This is a genomic window from Trinickia sp. (assembly GCF_051953405.1).
Lineage (GTDB): Bacteria > Pseudomonadota > Gammaproteobacteria > Burkholderiales > Burkholderiaceae > Trinickia.
Map to the genome: position 1 here is coordinate 102236 of NZ_JBQCIV010000054.1, position 16064 is coordinate 118299.

At 61.7% G+C, this 16064-nt stretch carries 16 protein-coding genes and 1 tRNA gene; 12 read left to right on the plus strand and 5 right to left on the minus strand.

What is annotated here, in order from left to right; translation table 11 throughout:
• Window positions 1-89: 89 nt before the first annotated feature.
• The gene (locus tag ACTHN9_RS08670) at window positions 90-1208 is read right to left on the minus strand and encodes an MFS transporter (RefSeq protein ID WP_440536396.1); all 1119 of its coding nucleotides are present in this window, start codon (window positions 1206-1208) and stop codon (window positions 90-92) included.
• A gap of 243 nt (window positions 1209-1451) precedes the next feature.
• Here ACTHN9_RS08670 and ACTHN9_RS08675 point away from each other — a divergent pair, with 243 nt between their 5' ends.
• From ACTHN9_RS08675 to ACTHN9_RS08685, 3 genes are all read left to right on the plus strand, one after another.
• Window positions 1452-2117 carry a HugZ family protein gene (locus ACTHN9_RS08675; RefSeq protein ID WP_440536349.1) on the plus strand — a complete coding sequence of 222 codons (666 nt, stop codon included), beginning with the start codon at window positions 1452-1454 and terminating at the stop codon, window positions 2115-2117.
• Between the two features lie 406 nt (window positions 2118-2523).
• Window positions 2524-2823 carry an H-NS histone family protein gene (locus tag ACTHN9_RS08680; RefSeq protein WP_206950765.1) on the plus strand — a complete coding sequence of 100 codons (300 nt, stop codon included), beginning with the start codon at window positions 2524-2526 and terminating at the stop codon, window positions 2821-2823.
• A gap of 304 nt (window positions 2824-3127) precedes the next feature.
• Window positions 3128-4318, plus strand: coding sequence for a cation diffusion facilitator family transporter (locus ACTHN9_RS08685; protein ID WP_440536350.1), 1191 nt, complete (start codon window positions 3128-3130; stop codon window positions 4316-4318).
• Between the two features lie 109 nt (window positions 4319-4427).
• Here ACTHN9_RS08685 and ACTHN9_RS08690 read toward each other — a convergent pair whose 3' ends face one another.
• The 3 genes from ACTHN9_RS08690 to ACTHN9_RS08700 all read right to left on the minus strand — a co-directional run bounded on the left by ACTHN9_RS08690 (window position 4428) and on the right by ACTHN9_RS08700 (window position 6272).
• Window positions 4428-4886, minus strand: coding sequence for an Lrp/AsnC family transcriptional regulator (locus ACTHN9_RS08690; protein ID WP_115534067.1), 459 nt, complete (start codon window positions 4884-4886; stop codon window positions 4428-4430).
• 91 nt (window positions 4887-4977) lie between these two features.
• Window positions 4978-5631 carry an exonuclease gene (locus tag ACTHN9_RS08695; RefSeq protein ID WP_440536351.1) on the minus strand — a complete coding sequence of 218 codons (654 nt, stop codon included), beginning with the start codon at window positions 5629-5631 and terminating at the stop codon, window positions 4978-4980.
• Window positions 5628-6272: an MBL fold metallo-hydrolase gene (locus ACTHN9_RS08700; RefSeq protein WP_440536352.1), complete on the minus strand. Its 645-nt coding sequence runs from the start codon at window positions 6270-6272 to the stop codon at window positions 5628-5630. Before ACTHN9_RS08700 ends, ACTHN9_RS08695 begins: the two co-directional genes overlap by 4 nt.
• Before the next feature lie 646 nt (window positions 6273-6918).
• Between ACTHN9_RS08700 and ACTHN9_RS08705 the strand changes: the two genes are divergently transcribed.
• Window positions 6919-7515 (plus strand): septal ring lytic transglycosylase RlpA family protein, encoded by a 597-nt coding sequence (locus ACTHN9_RS08705; protein ID WP_440536353.1) that lies wholly within the window; start codon window positions 6919-6921, stop codon window positions 7513-7515.
• Between the two features lie 288 nt (window positions 7516-7803).
• Here the strand turns inward: ACTHN9_RS08705 and rsmI are convergent, their stop codons facing one another.
• Window positions 7804-8685: a 16S rRNA (cytidine(1402)-2'-O)-methyltransferase gene (gene rsmI, locus ACTHN9_RS08710; protein WP_440536354.1), complete on the minus strand. Its 882-nt coding sequence runs from the start codon at window positions 8683-8685 to the stop codon at window positions 7804-7806.
• Between the two features lie 37 nt (window positions 8686-8722).
• Here rsmI and ACTHN9_RS08715 point away from each other — a divergent pair, with 37 nt between their 5' ends.
• The 8 genes from ACTHN9_RS08715 (at window position 8723) to ACTHN9_RS08750 (ending at window position 15996) form a co-directional block, all read left to right on the plus strand.
• The gene (locus ACTHN9_RS08715; protein WP_440536397.1) at window positions 8723-9175 is read left to right on the plus strand and encodes a YraN family protein; all 453 of its coding nucleotides are present in this window, start codon (window positions 8723-8725) and stop codon (window positions 9173-9175) included.
• Window positions 9176-9258: 83 nt separating this feature from the next.
• On the plus strand, window positions 9259-9846 hold the full coding sequence (locus ACTHN9_RS08720) for an SIS domain-containing protein (RefSeq protein ID WP_440536355.1): 588 nt from the start codon (window positions 9259-9261) through the stop codon (window positions 9844-9846).
• A gap of 20 nt (window positions 9847-9866) precedes the next feature.
• Complete coding sequence (locus tag ACTHN9_RS08725) at window positions 9867-10670, plus strand: BON domain-containing protein (protein ID WP_440536356.1); 804 nt, start codon at window positions 9867-9869, stop codon at window positions 10668-10670.
• Window positions 10670-11038 carry a c-type cytochrome gene (locus ACTHN9_RS08730; protein ID WP_440536357.1) on the plus strand — a complete coding sequence of 123 codons (369 nt, stop codon included), beginning with the start codon at window positions 10670-10672 and terminating at the stop codon, window positions 11036-11038. Before ACTHN9_RS08725 ends, ACTHN9_RS08730 begins: the two co-directional genes overlap by 1 nt.
• Window positions 11039-11127: 89 nt before the next feature.
• Window positions 11128-11203 (plus strand) — tRNA-Ala (locus ACTHN9_RS08735).
• Between the two features lie 473 nt (window positions 11204-11676).
• A complete protein-coding gene (locus tag ACTHN9_RS08740) occupies window positions 11677-13407 on the plus strand; it encodes a DUF262 domain-containing protein (RefSeq protein WP_440536358.1) in 1731 nt (576 codons plus the stop codon).
• Window positions 13404-15683, plus strand: coding sequence for a DUF262 domain-containing protein (locus ACTHN9_RS08745; protein ID WP_440536359.1), 2280 nt, complete (start codon window positions 13404-13406; stop codon window positions 15681-15683). Before ACTHN9_RS08740 ends, ACTHN9_RS08745 begins: the two co-directional genes overlap by 4 nt.
• 10 nt (window positions 15684-15693) lie before the next feature.
• Window positions 15694-15996 carry a hypothetical protein gene (locus tag ACTHN9_RS08750; RefSeq protein WP_440536360.1) on the plus strand — a complete coding sequence of 101 codons (303 nt, stop codon included), beginning with the start codon at window positions 15694-15696 and terminating at the stop codon, window positions 15994-15996.
• Window positions 15997-16064: the final 68 nt, after the last annotated feature.

Sequence of the window (16064 nt, forward strand, 5' to 3'; positions counted from 1 at the left end):
GAAAGGGACACGATGGGCGCGCACGCGAGTAGCATGCGCGCCTTTTTATTTTGTGCGCTCGGCTTCGCTTGGCTGGGCGCCCTCCGCGCTCAAACGCCGAGCCGTTTGAGCACGCGCGGCCCGATGACGGCGACGAGCGCGGCGCATAAGGCCACAACCGAGAGCCCGATCGACAGATTGGTGGCCTGGGCGACGCCGCCGATCAGTACCGGGCCAAACAACAAGCCGACATAGGCGATGCTGGCCACATGCGCGAGCCCTTCCGCCGCGTGAATGCCTTTCACGCGCATGGCGGCGGCGAACAGCACCGGCATCATGTTGGCGAGCCCGAGACCCATCATCGCGAAGCCCGCCAGCGCCGTGACGGAAAACGGCAGCACGAGTGCGCCGACCATCCCCGCGCAGGCCAGCGCCGCGCTGACGAAAACGAGCTGCACGGCGCCGAAGCGCGCCCGTACCGCATCGCCCGCGAAGCGGCCCGCCGCCATGGCGCCCGTGAACGCCGCGTAGCCGGCACTGGCGAAGGCCGGCGTCGAATGAACGACATCGCGCATATAGACGGCCGCCCAGTCGTACATCGCCCCTTCGGCGACCAGCGCGATGAGCGCGACGGCGCCGAGCGCCCACAGCACGGGCGAGCGCCAACGGCTTGCGCGCGTGCTCTCGTGATGATTGTCGGTATGCGGCACGTGCGGCAGCACGGCAGGGCAGGCCAGCACGAGCACGCCCGCGCTGACGAGTGCCGCGAGCAGCATATGAAGAGCGTTCCCCATGCCGTGGGCGAGCGCCACGCCGCCTGCCGCGGCCCCCGCCATCCCGCCGATGCTGAACATGCCGTGCAGCGAGGACATGATCGGCCGCCCGAGCGCCTGCTCCACGGCGCTGGCTTCGGCATTCATCGCGACGTCCATCGTGGCCATGCCGGCGCCGAAAGCGGCGAGGACGGGCAACATCGCGAGGAAGGTGGGCGCCGCTAGAATCAGCGCCATACTGGCCGCCATGACGAGCCCGCCGACGAGGCAGGCCCGGCGCGTGCCGACCCGGGCGATCCATTTCGCGCTGCCGACGGTGGCCACGATCGAGCCCCCCGTCAGGACGAACAGCGCAAGCGAGAGCGCGGCCGGTTCGAGGTGGAACTTGTCGCGCACGGTCGGCACGTGCACGCCCCACGACGCGTACGCCATACCGGCGATGAAAAACAGCGCCATCGTGGCGTACCGCGCGCGCTGGCGCGCGGCGGGAGCAAGATTGCGGTGCGCGGCAGGCGCCTGCGACGAGGTAGTTTGCGACACGGATATTAGGCGTTGGGTGAAGCAAAAGGGACGGAACGCGCGAAATCCGGGAGGCGAAAACGCGCGCAAACGCTACGATGAATGGGAAACGCCGATTCTAACGGACGGCTTGGTACCTCGCCGCGAGGCGAGCCCGACCTGAAAACGGGGACACGATCCATGAACATTTCCGCACACGCTCCGCTTCATTTGCTGCATCGTAAGCCGACCGGTGCGTTGGCCACGCACGCGCGCGAGCCGCTCGGCTTTCCCTACCCGACGGCGCTGCCGTTCGCACCCGACGCAAGGCACCGGCCTATCGTGCTAGTAAGCCGTCTGGCGGAGCATGCACGCAATCTGGAAGCCGATGCGCGCGCGGGCTTTCTGGTCGTGGATACGCCGCCGAACGAGGACGTGCTGAACGGCGAACGGCTGACTTTGCTCGGTCGATTCGTGCCGGGCGGGCTCGAGCCGTCGCTGGTGCGCCGCTATTTGCGGTATCACCCGGATGCGGAACGATATCTCGCCCTCGGCGATTTTTCCTTTCGCGTGCTCGAAATCGGACGGATGCGGTACATCGGCGGCTTCGGCGCAATGGGCTGGCTCGACGCCGAAGAACTCGATCCGCTAGAACCGTTGAGCGACGAGGAAGAAACCGCACTGATCGAGTACTTCGACCGGCACGTCGGCCGGCCGGCGCTCGTGCGATTGGCGGGCGTCGATCGCTATGGCGCGGATTTGACGGTGCAAGGCCGGCGGCGCCGCTGCGCATTCGATTCGCCGAAAACCGAGATAGACGCACTCGAACAGGCGCTGGCGCAGTGCATAACGGACCAGACTGAATAGCCCGTCCGTATATCTCAAAATAGGGAAATTGCCGATGCGGTTGACGAAATGTGGTGAGCCGCACGGCCGCGGCGCCCGCTCTGGTGCAGCATCCTATCATTTCATGAAAACTTTTCCGGGGAGTATGCTGCTCAGTTTCACGAATTGAGAGTTATCGGCGTGTTCGCTTCTCCGTGCGTTGGAAATATGAGACGCCAGTTGCATTGGGTAAAATTGAGATGAGGGGATCGGTGACGAATGAGTGAAACAAATCAATGGACGTTATTTCACGATGATGGTCTTTTCGGGCTTTTCGTCCGCGCGCGTTTTGTGCTAATCTCGCTTCCGAAATATCCGAGGCACCAGCATTGAGGTGGCAAAAACCGGCTAGAGATCGGAGCCATTTACCGAAACCACAAGGGAACATATGTCTTCTTACAAGGAACTTCTCGCCCAACGAGAGAAGTTGGAGAAGCAGATCGAAGAGGCGAAGGCGCGCGAATACGCCGAAGTGCTGAACGAGATCAAACAGAAAATGGCCGACTACGGCATTACGCTTGCCGAACTCGGCGGTGGCCGCGGCAAGCACGCGAAGGTGGGGCGTCCCCGTGCCGGCGTGGCGCCGAAATATCGGGATCCCGCGAGCGGCAATACGTGGTCGGGCCGCGGCAAGCCGCCCCGGTGGATTGCCGGTCAGGATCGCGACCAGTTCCTGATTCAAAAGTAATAGGCCGATTGGCAATGGCGGCCGGTGCGCCGGCGTTATTGCGAGCAGCTGCCTAAAAGAGAACCGCGTAACCTGTCCGGGTGCGCGGTTTTTCTCGTCTAATGAATCTTTCTATTTCGTCAGCTTCGTTCGATTCCGGCTATGGTTACAGAAAGCATGCAAGGCCGGGCGAGACGCGAATAAGAATGCGTTGCGTTCTCATAACCTTCTGATTTAAAAAGAAAAACGACGCAAGCTGTCACAGCGCTGCCGCGCGCTGCTTGATACAATCGAATGGTAAACAACCTGTCGTCTACCGTTTCCGATGCATTCCCATCCCGCCATCGAACTCCCATCCGGAGAAAAACAAGCCGTCGCGCGCAAGAGTACGTTTGCGAGCGTCGGGGTCAACATCGTCCTCATGAGTTTGCAGGTCACGATAGGTTTCTTCGCCCATTCGCAGGCGTTGATCGCCGACGGCATCCACTCGCTGGCCGACCTCATCTCCGATTTCATTGTGCTGATCGCCAACCGGGCCAGCGCCGAGAAGCCGGATGCCGATCACAACTACGGGCATGCTCGATACGAGACCGTGGCATCGCTGTTTCTCGGCGCGCTGTTGGTTGCGGTCGGCGTCGGCATGCTGTGGCGTGCGGGCACGCGCTTGGCCGATTTGGAGAACATCCCGGCCGTGCACGTGAGCGCCTTGGTGGTGGCTCTGCTCGTGCTCGTCTCGAAAGAAGCGCTGTTCCGATTCATGCTGCGCCAGGCGGAACGCGTACGATCCGCGATGCTGATCGCGAACGCGTGGCACGCACGCTCGGATGCTGCCTCGTCGCTCGTCGTCGCAGTCGGTATCGTCGGTAGCCTGTTCGGGGTGCGCTTGCTGGACCCGATCGCCGCCGCGATCGTCGGGTTCTTGGTGGCGCGCATGGGCTGGGTGTTCGGCTGGGATGCGCTGCAAGACCTCTCGGACCGGGCGCTGGACGAAACCGCCACCGCCGATATCCGCCGGCTGCTGCTGGCCACGCCCGGTGTGCGCGACGTCCACGAGCTGCGCACCCGCAAGACGGGGGATTTGGCGCTTGTCGACGCGCACATCCTTGTGGACCCGTTCATCTCCGTCTCCGAAGGCCATTACATTGCGGAATCCGCGCGGATGAAAGTCATGACGGACAAGCGCGTGCTCGACGCGCTGATTCACGTCGATCCCGAAAACGATGCGCTGGCGCATCCGCCTGCGCGCTTGCCGGCGCGCGCGGCCGTGGCGGCGCTGGTGGACGCCGAACTCGCGCAATACGGCTTACGCACTGCGAATCTGAACGTGCACTATCTGAGTACGGGGCTGGACCTCGACATTACCCTCGCGGCCGAACCCTTGGCCGACCGCGAGCACGATGCCGAGCTGATCGAGCGGCTCGACCTGACGGCGCTGAAGGCGAAGTTGGGCGCGCGTCGCGTCACGCTTCAACGGGAACTCGGCGCCGCGAAGGTGCGTGCGCCGGGGCATGCGTGATCGCTGCCATCGGGGGGGGGGCGATGCGGATTCGGCCGATTGGCGCGATGGGCTCGATCTGATCGATTGACGCAACATCGCCGCTCACGCGGGCACGCGCGATTGACCCTCAGAGCGGCAACTGCGTATCGAATTTGATTTCGCGCAGCACGACGCTCGTGCGCACTTGCGCAACCGCGGGGATTTTGAAGATACGATCGTGCAAGAAGGCGTCGTAGGCTTTGATGTCGGGGGCGACGATCTTAAGAATGTAATCGGCTTCGCCCGTCGTGCTATAGCATTCGGTCACTTCGGGGCACGTGGAAATCTCGCGCTCGAACTGCTCGACACCGCCTTCGGTATGCCGCGTCAAATGAATATGCGCGAGCGCGCAGACATGCAGGCCGAGTTTCTCGCGATCGAGCAGCGCCGTGTAGCGCTGAATGATGCCCGACTGCTCCATGTCCTTGATGCGCCGCCAACAAGGCGTACTCGACAGTCCGACTTGATCGGAAATCTCCTGCACCGAACGCCGCGCATCCAGCTGCAATAGGCGCAGGATCTTTTGAGAAAACGTGTCGAGCGCCATCCGCGCCTCCCTTTACGACAGCCACTGAAGCCGATATTAGTGGCGGAAGAAACAAAAGGCAATCGAATGACGGGAAAGTGAGGGATTTTCCCTAATTTGGCGGGCTCTCAGCGTCGTTTTGACTAATACCACTGGCAGCGACTTCCTCTGCCCGTGCTTTGGCTTCCGCGGCCGTGGCGGCCGTTTGTTGGATCGTGCGCAAGTCCTTGAGCATGTTGCAAAACAGGGCGCCTTGCTCGATTGCGTCGTCCAGCGCCACGTGCGTATGGGGATGATCGTCGAACCAGTGTTTCGGCATGCGCGGCTTGATGCACTTCCGATACGGCAGCCCCGTCATCGCAAAGGCTAGTGTCTTGATATCGAGCGCCGACCACGAAAACGGGCAACGACCCGTAAAACGCATCATGTACCAAAACATGAACGTGAAATCGAAGCCTGCCGGCATGCCTACGAAGACAGGCTTGCCCGGTAGCGCCTCCACCCACTCCACGTAGGCGACTAGCGCTTCCTCGGGACGCCGCAGATCCTGGCGGCAGGCCGCCCAGGCTTCCGGCTGCGTTTTCCACCAGGCCGCTTGCACAGGGTGGGGTTGCGCGCCGGGCAGCGTGTCGAGATTGGCCGAGAACGTGCCGATCAACTGCTTGTCTTCGGTGTAGGCCGCCGATGCGAAGCTCAACATCGAATGGGGGCCGGGGATCGGGCCGTCGGCCTCGATATCGGTGCTCACATAGATTTCGGACGTCATGCGCTCACCCCATCGGCGACATAAGGATTCGTGCGCCGCTCCTCGCCGAACGTCGACGTCGGGCCGTGGCCGGGGACGAACGTGATGTCGTCGCCGAGCGGCCAGAGCTTCGTGCGAATCGAACGGATGAGATCGGCGTGATTGCCGCGCGGGAAATCGGTACGGCCGATCGAACCGGCGAAGAGCACATCGCCGACGAAGGCGATGCGATGGCGCGCACTGACGAACACGACGTGGCCGGGCGTATGCCCGGGGCAGTGGTAGACGTCGAGCGTTTCGTCGCCGAATTGCACGGTGTCGCCATCGTCCAGCCAGCGGTCGGACTCGAAGGCTTGCGCGGCCGGAAAGCCGAAGCGCACGCTTTGATCGGGCAACTGGTCGATCCAAAACCGCTCGTCGATATGCGGCCCTTCGATCGGCACGCCGTAATGCGTGGCGAGCGCTTTCGCACCGGCGCAGTGATCGACGTGGCCGTGCGTGAGCAGGATCTTTTCAACGGTGGCGCCGTGCTCGGCCACGGCGCGCTGGATCAGTTCGAGATCGCCGCCCGGATCGACGATGGCCGCGCGCTGCGTCGCCTCGCAGATGGCGAGCGAACAGTTCTGCTGAAACGGCGTGACGGGAATGACGAAAACCTTCATCGGGGCATCCGGGAACGGCAAAAAGAAAGATGGTACCAGCCGCGTCACGCCCGCGCTGCTTGGCCGAACGGCTGCTACTCAATTTGCATTGTTGCGGCCATAGGCAGAATCAATGAGGGAACGGAGCCTGCAGTCGAGATTGCTCCTTCTTTCTGGTATAATGCAGTAGCTTTTGCGCGGGAAGCCCTCCCATGAGGTCCGCGCAGCTCTACCGGCGATCCGGCCCTTGCGTGAACTCGAGCATGCCGGTCGCTGTCAATGAAGTCCGAAGTCGTGCGTTGCGCGGCTTCGTTTCCGTATCGACGAAGTTCGATGCACACGTCTTGTCCAGCCAGGCGCCGCGCGCCTGACACGGCCTTCGGCCGGAACGCTGGGCAGGCCTACGCCGCTGTTCCTCGTGCCTTCGGGCGCGCAAGAACGTGGTTGCCATGTTCGATGGCGGCGTGTGGGGTCTGGTCAGGCTGAAGGGGACAGCCGCGCCAGACGTGAATACCAACCGGGCTGAATGCGGCCGAAAGTGGCCGCAGCCGAGTGCCTTGTCGCGACACACGCTTTAAGCGTGGGTGGCGTCTCGTACTCGATCGCCCGAGCCGTACGCACAGCGAAACGCTGGTTGCCGCGGCTCGACAGATTGGCAAAACGTCATATGAAACATCGATTTCGTCGATCGCTGGGGATTCTTTTTGTCTTCGGCGCCTTTACGGGCTGCGCCATGCAGCCGACGGCCACCCAAACCGGGAGCGCAAGCACCGTTCCCGCCGCCGCGCAGGGCGCGAACGCGCCTGTGGCATTCGGCAGCGCGACGGCCCTGCCGCCTACCGCCGGCGACAAGTCGCTGGCCGGAGCGAAGCCGCTGGACGACGGCACGCCCGACATTTCCGACTTCAAGCAAGTCGGCCGCGCTTCGTGGTACGGCGGCCGGTTCGTCGGCCGGCGCACGGCGAGCGGCGAGCGCTACAACATGAATGCGATGACGGCCGCACACAAAACGCTGCCGCTGGCGTCGTACGTCCGTGTCACGAACATGTCGAACCATAAGACCGTGGTCGTGAAGATCAACGACCGTGGCCCGTACGTGCGTGGGCGGGTGATCGACCTCTCGTATGCGGCGGCGAAGCTGCTCGGCTTGGCGCATGCCGGTACGGCGCGCGTCACGATCGAAGGGCTCACGCAGGAACAAGCGCGTGCCGAGCGCGCGGAAATGCTGGCTAGCAACAATGCGCCGAAGGATTCGGGCAACTAGTCGGGTTTTTGTTTTAGTCGTTTAGGGTTTCGCTCGGGTTGTAGGATCGAGCTAGGACAGCGCCTCTCGGGGCGCTGTTTTTCTTTAGGTGAGGATATTCAGGACTACTAACGAAATCTGAGCGCTAGCCTTTGCCTGCAGAGGCATGTGAGGCTGCATTCCTGATGGCAGGATGCGTGAACGGTGAGACTTATCAGGACTACTAATTAATCTGGACGAACCGTCGGTTACGTGGGCATCTTTACGATTGAGCCCGGGGCGCGCCGGCCCCTTTCACGCGAGTAATGTTCAGCGATCTTCCTTCGACAGCTCGAGCGCCCGCGAATACAGCGAGTTTCGCGACGCGCCCGTGATCGAAGCGGCGAGCCGTGCCGCGCTGCTCACGGACACTTCTTCGAGCAAGAGCAAGAGCAAAGCATCGTGAGCCGTTTCGTCCTGCTCTGTCTGTGCCGGTGCGCCTTGCACGACGAGCACGAACTCCCCGCGTTGGCGATTCGGATCGGCTGTGAGCCAGCTTGGCCCTTCGGCCAGGGTGCATCGATGAATCGCCTCGTGTAGCTTCGTCAGTTCGCGTGCAATCACGAGTTGCCGGTCGCCGCCGAGCGTATCGGCCAGCGCTTGCACGGTTTCGACGATGCGGTGCGGCGCTTCATAGAAGACCATCGCATGCGGATGCGCCATGAGCGACTGCAAATGGGCGGCGCGCTGCTTGGCTTTCGTCGGGAGGAAGCCGAGGAACGAGAACGCGCCGACGAAGTCGCCGGCGGCGGAGACGGCTGTCGTGACCGCGCTCGCACCGGGTAGCGGAACGACTTCGAAGCCGGCTGTGCGGACAGCGTCGACCAGCTTGGCGCCGGGATCGGACACGCCGGGCGTGCCGGCGTCGGACACGTAGGCGACGCGTTCGCCGGCGCGCAGGCACTCGACGACGCGTTCGGCCGCTTCCCGTTCGTTGTGCTCGTGCACGGCTAGGAGCGGCTTCGAGATGCCGTAGAGGCCGAGCAGTTGCCCGGTATTGCGCGTGTCCTCGGCCGCGATGCGATCGACGAGACCGAGCACGTGCAGCGCGCGCAGCGTGATGTCGGCGGCATTGCCGATCGGCGTCGCAATGACGTACAGCGTGGCGGACGGGTATTGCTGCCGCTGCGCGAGATCGAGGAGGTCGGACATGAAGCGAGAGACGCGAACGAGCGAGGGAAGGCCGCCATTGTGCCACGCGCGGCAGGAGGGAGCGGCGCGCGGCCGGGCGCCGAGCCAGCAAGGAACCGGCGGGCTTCAAAGCGCCGACAACTTTTCCGGACGGCGCGAGTCGAAACGCATCGGGGCCGTGTTCGAAACGCAGGCGCTCGACTTCCTGCGCCGGCAGCGCATGCGGTTGGTGGCGCGTAACGTCACTTGCCGGGGCGGGGAGATCGATCTTGTCATGCGCGACCGGGACGGTGCGCTGGTGTTCGTCGAAGTGCGGGCGCGGGCCGGGAACCGGTACGGCGGTGCGGCGGCGAGCATCGGCGTACACAAGCGGCGGCGCATTCTGCTGGCGGCGCGCTATTTTTTAGCGATGCGGGGCGACAGCGCGTGCCCGTGCCGCTTCGATGCGGTGGTGTTCGAGGGGCCGCGGCTCGTTTGGCTGCGCGATGCCTTTCGAGAGGACGGCTCTTAAAACTAAAACGTGCGGCGAGTACGGTAAACTTGCGCGCTGACGAAACGGCCGCGGGTCCGCGGGGCCGGCATAGCAGAGAAACGATGTCAGTCGAACGAATTCAACAGCATTTTCGCGAAAGCGCGGCATTGAAAATGGAGGCGCTGGACGCCCTTTCGATGCCGATCGCCGCTGCCATCGACACGATGTTCGGCGCGCTCGCGAACGGCAACCGGATATTTGCGTGCGGCAACGGCGGCGGCGCGGCCGAGGCGCAGCGCTTCGCCGCTCAACTCACCGCGGGTTTCGAGCGGGAGCGCCCCAGCTTGCCCGCGATCGCCTTGACGGCCGATTCCACGGTGCTGACCGCGCTCGCCGCGGGCGGCGCGTTCGATACCGTCTACGCCAAACAGCTTCGTGCGCTCGGGCATGCGGGCGACGTGCTGTTCGTGGTGGCACCGCAGGGCGGCGAAGCGAACCTGCTCGAAGCGATTGCCGAGGCGCACGAACGCGAGATGTTCGTGATTGCGCTGACGGGCGCTGGCGGCGGCAAGGTGGGCGAAGCGCTCATCGAAACTGACATACAGATTTGCGTGCCGTCGCAGCGGGCGGCGCGGGTTCACGAAGTGCATGTGTTGGCCATTCACTGCTTGTGCGACGGCATCGATGCCATGTTGCTCGGCGAAGATTGACTTCGAAGGGGAGTTCGTTGATGAAGGCAAATCGCGTCACGAAGACGCTTGTGCGGAGCACGCTGACGGTAGCGACGGCGGCTGCATTGGTGGCGTCGCTGCAAGGTTGTGTGTTGGCGGTGGCCGGCGCGGCGGGCGGCGGGGCGCTGATGGCGACCGATCGACGCACGTTGGGCACGCAAACGGCCGACCGCGAGATTCAGGTGAAGGCGTATTCGCAAATCGCCAACCAGCTCGGCGATTCGGCGCATGTGGACGTGACCGTATTCAATCGGCGGGTGTTGTTGACGGGCGAAGTGCCGTCGGATGCGGTCAAGCAGCAGGCCGAGCAGATTGCCCGCGGGGTGGGCGATGTCGAGGCGATCGTCAATGAACTCGCGGTTGGGCCGGTGACCGATTTTTCGGATCGGGCGAACGATTCTTACCTCGTGACGCGCGTGAAGACGATGTTGATCGCCGAGAAAGGGATCTCGGCGAACGACTTCAAGGTGGTGGGCGAGGCCGGGAACATCTATTTGATGGGGCTCGTGACGCAGCATGAGGGGGACCTTGGGGCGGCTGTTGCGGCGAATGTTCCGGGTGTGAAGAAGGTTGTGAAGGTTTTCCAGTATGTGCAGCCGGAGCAGGCGCAGGCTGTGGCGGCGACGGCGGGGCAGGCGGCGAGTGCGCCTAGCTCGGCGCAGTCGGCGGATGCGCAGCCGACGGTGGGCGCTGTGCCGATTGGCGGTGGGGTGACGGAGAAGCCGCTCGATAGCTCGGCGACGCCGGCGCCTGTTAGTAATTCCACGCAGGTGCATCCGGGTAGTACGGGGCAGGTGAAGTGATGGGGTTCCGGGCGCTGGGGCGGGTTTGCGCTGTGGTTGGCGTTGCCGTCGCGGCGGGGTGGTCTGGGGCGGGTTGGGCCGCTTCGGGGCCCGCCGGGCTCGAGATCGCTAAGCAAAACGCTTGTCTCGGGTGTCATACCGTCGATCGGAAGCTTGTGGGCCCTGCGTTTCGGGATATCGCCAGTAAGTACAAAGGGGATGGGCAGGCGCAAGGGCGGCTCGAGAAAAAGGTTAGGGATGGCGGCTCTGGGGTTTGGGGCGTCATTCCCATGCCTTCCCACCCCAGGATGAGCGACGCCGATATTCATACCGTCGTCGCTTGGGTGCTGGCCGGGGCGCCTACTTCCGCGGCGGGTGAGGCTAAGTAGTTGCCGGGGTTGGGGTTTTTCCTGTCGATGGGGCTTTCGATGGGGCTCTTGTCAAACCCATAACCCCGTGACAGAATTGCAGCTTCGTTGGGGCGGTAGCTCAGCTGGGAGAGCGTCGCGTTCGCAATGCGAAGGTCGGGAGTTCGATCCTCCTCCGCTCCACCAATAAAATCAAAGGGTTACAGGTGATTTGCCTGTAACCCTTTTATGTTTCTGCGGGGCGTGTAACCGCTGTGTAACCGGATTTGGTCAACCTTATTCCATGTCCTTCGCCACGCGGCGAGTATATGTCCCGCTGCTTTCCTGTCGCGGCCTTGGCATCAACGTTATGCCGACGCCGGCGTGGACCATTCCCCGCGGGCTCACGGAACTCTCACCAGTAAATACCGGTGCGGCATGCCGCTGTATCGATGATCCTGCTGCGAAGCGCTACGGCGGCGGCAACCACCTACGCGCGCAACGCGGTCGATCCTGACAGTCGAAATTCTGATGGTTTCATCAGCAAACTACCGTCGACCAGACAGTTCGGCCCATGAAAGGGTCAGCATGTGGCCATCCAATTCGAATGGCTTTGTCATTGCCCGTATGCTTCCGATCATTGAGAATCACGAATCGGTAAAGGGGAGCGAAGGGGACAAATGAGCATAGATACTGCAATTCTTGAGCTCCGGCTTATTGGTGACATCGTAGGCTCATTCCGTGTCGCTAGATATCAGCGGGGGTATCGCTGGGGCAAGCTCGAGGTGGAGCGCCTGCTTAACGATATCTGGGAGAGCAAGGGAGAACCCTACAGTCTGCAGCCGGTGGTCGTGAAACGCGACAACGAAACCGTTTGGGAGCTGGTCGACGGCCAGCAGCGACTGACGACGTTGTACCTGATTTTCGTATATATGCAGCGCGCGGGCCTCAAGAATGTCGGCCCGCAGTACTCCATCAGCTACGACACGAAGACGCAGACCCGGGACTACTTACAAGAACTGGACCCCGCGCTTGCCAACAGCAACATCGATTTCTTTCATCTGCATGCAGCGCACGCTTGCATCCAAAAGTGGTTCGAGCAAAAGGGCCCAACGCCTCTCAAGCGGCAAGAAGTTGCCGACGACGTCTTTCGTTACCTTTGCAAAAGTGTGCGCGTGATCTGGTATGAGGCGCCGAAGGAGCTGGATTCGACGACACTCTTCACGCGCCTTAACGTTGGGAGAATTCCGCTTACGGACGCGGAACTGTTCAAGGCGCTCTTGCTTTCCCAAAGTCGGGGAGGAGCTGGAACCTCGGACAGAATTCATGAGATCGCTGCGCAATGGGATAGCATCGAGCGTGATCTCCATCACCCCGACGTCTGGGCGTTTGTCGCAGACGAGGCGGCTGCAGATAGCCCGACGCGGATAACGCTGCTACTCGACACCCTTGCGGGTGGACCCCGCGGTCGACTACGTCCGCGGTTCCATACCTTCGACGTCCTGAGGGACAAGGTGGAGAAGAGTGGAATGGAGGCGGTCTGGAACGACGTGGTCCAACTCCACGCGCTCGTTTTGGGGTGGTACGAAAGCCGGGATCACTACCACAAAATCGGCTACCTCGTGGCCGTGGGGCAGCGGTTTAGCGACCTTGTCGCGCTTGCGTCCGGCAAGACGAAAAGCGAATTCGGAACTCTGCTCGACGCGCGGATTTGCGATAGCCTCGACCTTACGCCTTCTGGGGTCGCAGCACTGAACTACGAGTCCGATGCACACAAGTGCTCGCGCCTGCTTCTCTTGATGAACGTCGAGACGGTACGGCGAATGAAGGACTCGACCGAGCGCTACTCCTTCCGTATCCATCGCCGCCAAACATGGTCGCTTGAGCATATCCATGCGCAGCAGGCGGAAAACCTAACCAAGGCTGAGCAGTGGAAGGAATGGCTCCGGCTTCACCGCGAGGCGCTCGCAGATCTTCCGTCACTCGACGAACTTCGACGGGAAGAACTTCTCCACCGGATCGACGATGTCGGCGATAAGATCGACCGACAGGTTTTCCAAGCGCTGGCGCGTGAAATAACAGCAGTATTCACGCTCGCTGACGCGCCGAATGCGGTCATGGCGCACTCGGTTCATTCAGTGTCTAACCTCGCGCTTCTTGCAAGTGGTCATAACAGCGCCTTGAATAACGCGGTCTTCGAGGTAAAGCGGCGACGCATCCTCGAACTCGATCGACGTGGGGCATACATCCCGATCTGCACGCGCCAAGTCTTCTTAAAGTACTACACGGATGCGGATGCACAGCAGTTCCACTTCTGGAGCACGCGGGACCGAGAATCCTACTTGAACGCGATTCTCTCCTCCAGCGGGGGTGTGGGCGCTTACCTCAAGATGGAGATGCCGCAGTCATGAAGAGCTACGTCACGTCCTATAACGGTCTGTTCACTCGACGCGCGGTGGACGCACCGGAGGTAGAGCGCATTGAGATCCCGATCATTCAGAGAGATTACGCGCAGGGGCGAGACAGCGAAGCCGTTGCTCGCATTCGCGCTAACTTCCTCAACGTCTTGTACGACGCGCTAACGACCGGGATGCCTATCAGCCTCGACTTCGTCTACGGCGATGTCGAGAACGGTACGCTTCGTCCTCTCGACGGTCAGCAGCGTCTCACCACTCTGTTCTTGCTGCACTGGTACCTCGCTTGGCGGGCGGATCAACTGGACAAGGCGCAGGGATGGAAGCAATTCGCGTATGCCACCCGTCCCAGTGCGCGTCGTTTCTGCGCCTGTCTCGTGGAGTCGAAGCCGCAAATTGAAGTGAAGTTGCGCGAGTGGTTTGAGGACCAGCACTGGTTCCTGCACACGTGGCGGCACGATCCGACGATCCAAGCGATGCTGCTGATGCTGGAGGCGATCCACGAGCGCTTCGCTGACGTTGACTGTACTGCTGCATGGGGTCGGCTCGTGGACATCAAGGAGCCGCCGATCTCGTTTCACCTGTTGCCGATCGAGCAGATGGGGCTGAGCGAGGACCTTTACATCAAGATGAATTCGCGTGGCAAACCTCTTACGCCGTTCGAGAACTTCAAAGCGCGATTCGAGCAGATCTTAGAACGTTCCTGCCCGGACCGCGTCGAGGAGTTCGCGCAAAAAGTCGACGGCGTATGGGCTAACCTGCTGTGGCCATTCCGAGGAGCCGACGACATCGTCGATGACGAGTTTCTCCGTTACTTCCAGTTCCTAGCGGAGGTCTGTGAGTGGCACGACGGACGGCTTCCGTTTGGCGACACGGAGACGCTTGCAGAGCGCGTCTTCGGCCCGGGCAATGCAACGGCTGAGGCGCACCTAGACTTTGTCATCCGCTGCTTCGACACCTGGTGCAATATCGACATAGCCGCTGCTTTCTCCGAGATATTCTCCCAGGCGACAGTTTCGCTCGAGTCGGCTGACACCAGTAAAGTGGTCCTGTTTGGCATATATGGAAGCACGGTAAACCTGTTTGCCGAGTGCTGTCAGGGCCAAATGCGCCGTAGCTTGCCACGTACCCTCCTGCTTTACGCAGTGCTACTACACAGGTTGAACGGTACCGCCGAGTTTCCACGTAGGCTCCGCGTGCTTCGAAACCTGATTGAGGCATCCAACAGCGAACTTCGTGCTGAAAAGATGCCAGCGCTGATTTCTGATGTGCGCCGAATCATCGTCGAAGGCGCGCTTGACGGCATCACCAGCTTCAACCAGGCGCAGCTTGCAGACGAACGGTTGAAGGCCGAGATGTTGAGCAAAGCGCCCGCTCTGGAGCACCATCTCTTCAATCTCGAAGATCATCCACTTCTGCGCGGCTGTCTGGCTGCCTTCGAGCTTGATGCGTCGTTGTTTGAGCGCCGGGCACAAGCCTTCCACGAGCTTTTTGCTAACTCAAGCATACTGCCCGCTCTCACCGGGGCGTTGCTCGCCGCAGGGGACTACGCCCAGCGCATTAACCATCGGTTCCTGCAACTCGGTTCCGGCTCCAACATGTCTCAGTGGCGGGAGGAAATCCTTGCTGGTTCAAGTCGCGCTCACCTCGTGAACGTACGCGACGCGCTGAAACGCCTACTCGACGCTGTTGCTGAACGAAAAGGCGATGTACGGTCGGCACTCAAGTCCTTTGCGGATGACTGGCTGGAGATTTCGGGAGGTGTGAACGGTTTGGACTGGCGCTGGTACTTCGTGCGCTATCCAGAGATGCGCGTAGGTCGCTCGGGCATCTATGCCTGCGCGACAGGTGCGCTGGGCTACAACGTATGCATGCTGGATAAGACGGCGATGAGCAGCTACTATCGCGACCCGTACCTCTCTGCGATTCGGCAGCAAAGTGGCGTAGAGGAGACGGCCGTCGAAGGAGCGGTCGCGCAACACTGGGCTGGCGGCCCCTGGTTCACGGGCTATGAGACAGAGGCGCGTTGGATGCGTCTCACGGCGAGTGGAATCGAAATCCAGTGTGTAGAAGAGGGGCTGCTACTCCGCACTCTCCCTACGGTGCCTTCGCAAGCGGATGCTTTCTCGCGCGTTTGTACGGACCATGGGATTGGCCCTGATCTTCTCCTGACGATCCCAAAAGTCGAGTCAAGTGGATACCGACTCGACATGCAAGACCGAGTTCAGCTTGGCGCAGCGCTGTTGCGCGATTTAGTGGCGGCTGGCCTATGAGATCTGTCGTATGTCTGTTCCTGCGGCGGAGATCGGAACGTCACGGCACGCGGTTCGTTCACTTGCGCGCATGACGCACGCAAGTGAACGAACCGTTCAGAATTGGCTATCAGGAGTTCGTGGGCCGAGCCGCGTACATCCGATCCTGCTGGCGCAAAATTTTGCGTCGATTCGCACGACGATCATGTTCCTGGCAGGTCATGGAATGCAGCCGTCAGCCGATATAGAAGATGTCATTCGGTTGCTGTTCGAGGCAATTACACGCCTGTCCGGGCCGGGTAAGTGGGTGGCTGAAAATGCCGACATACCCTGAGCGTGCGCTTGCAGCCGGACGATAGAAACCAAAAACTTCGGACCTTTGAGAGCCGGTGTCTAGGAGGG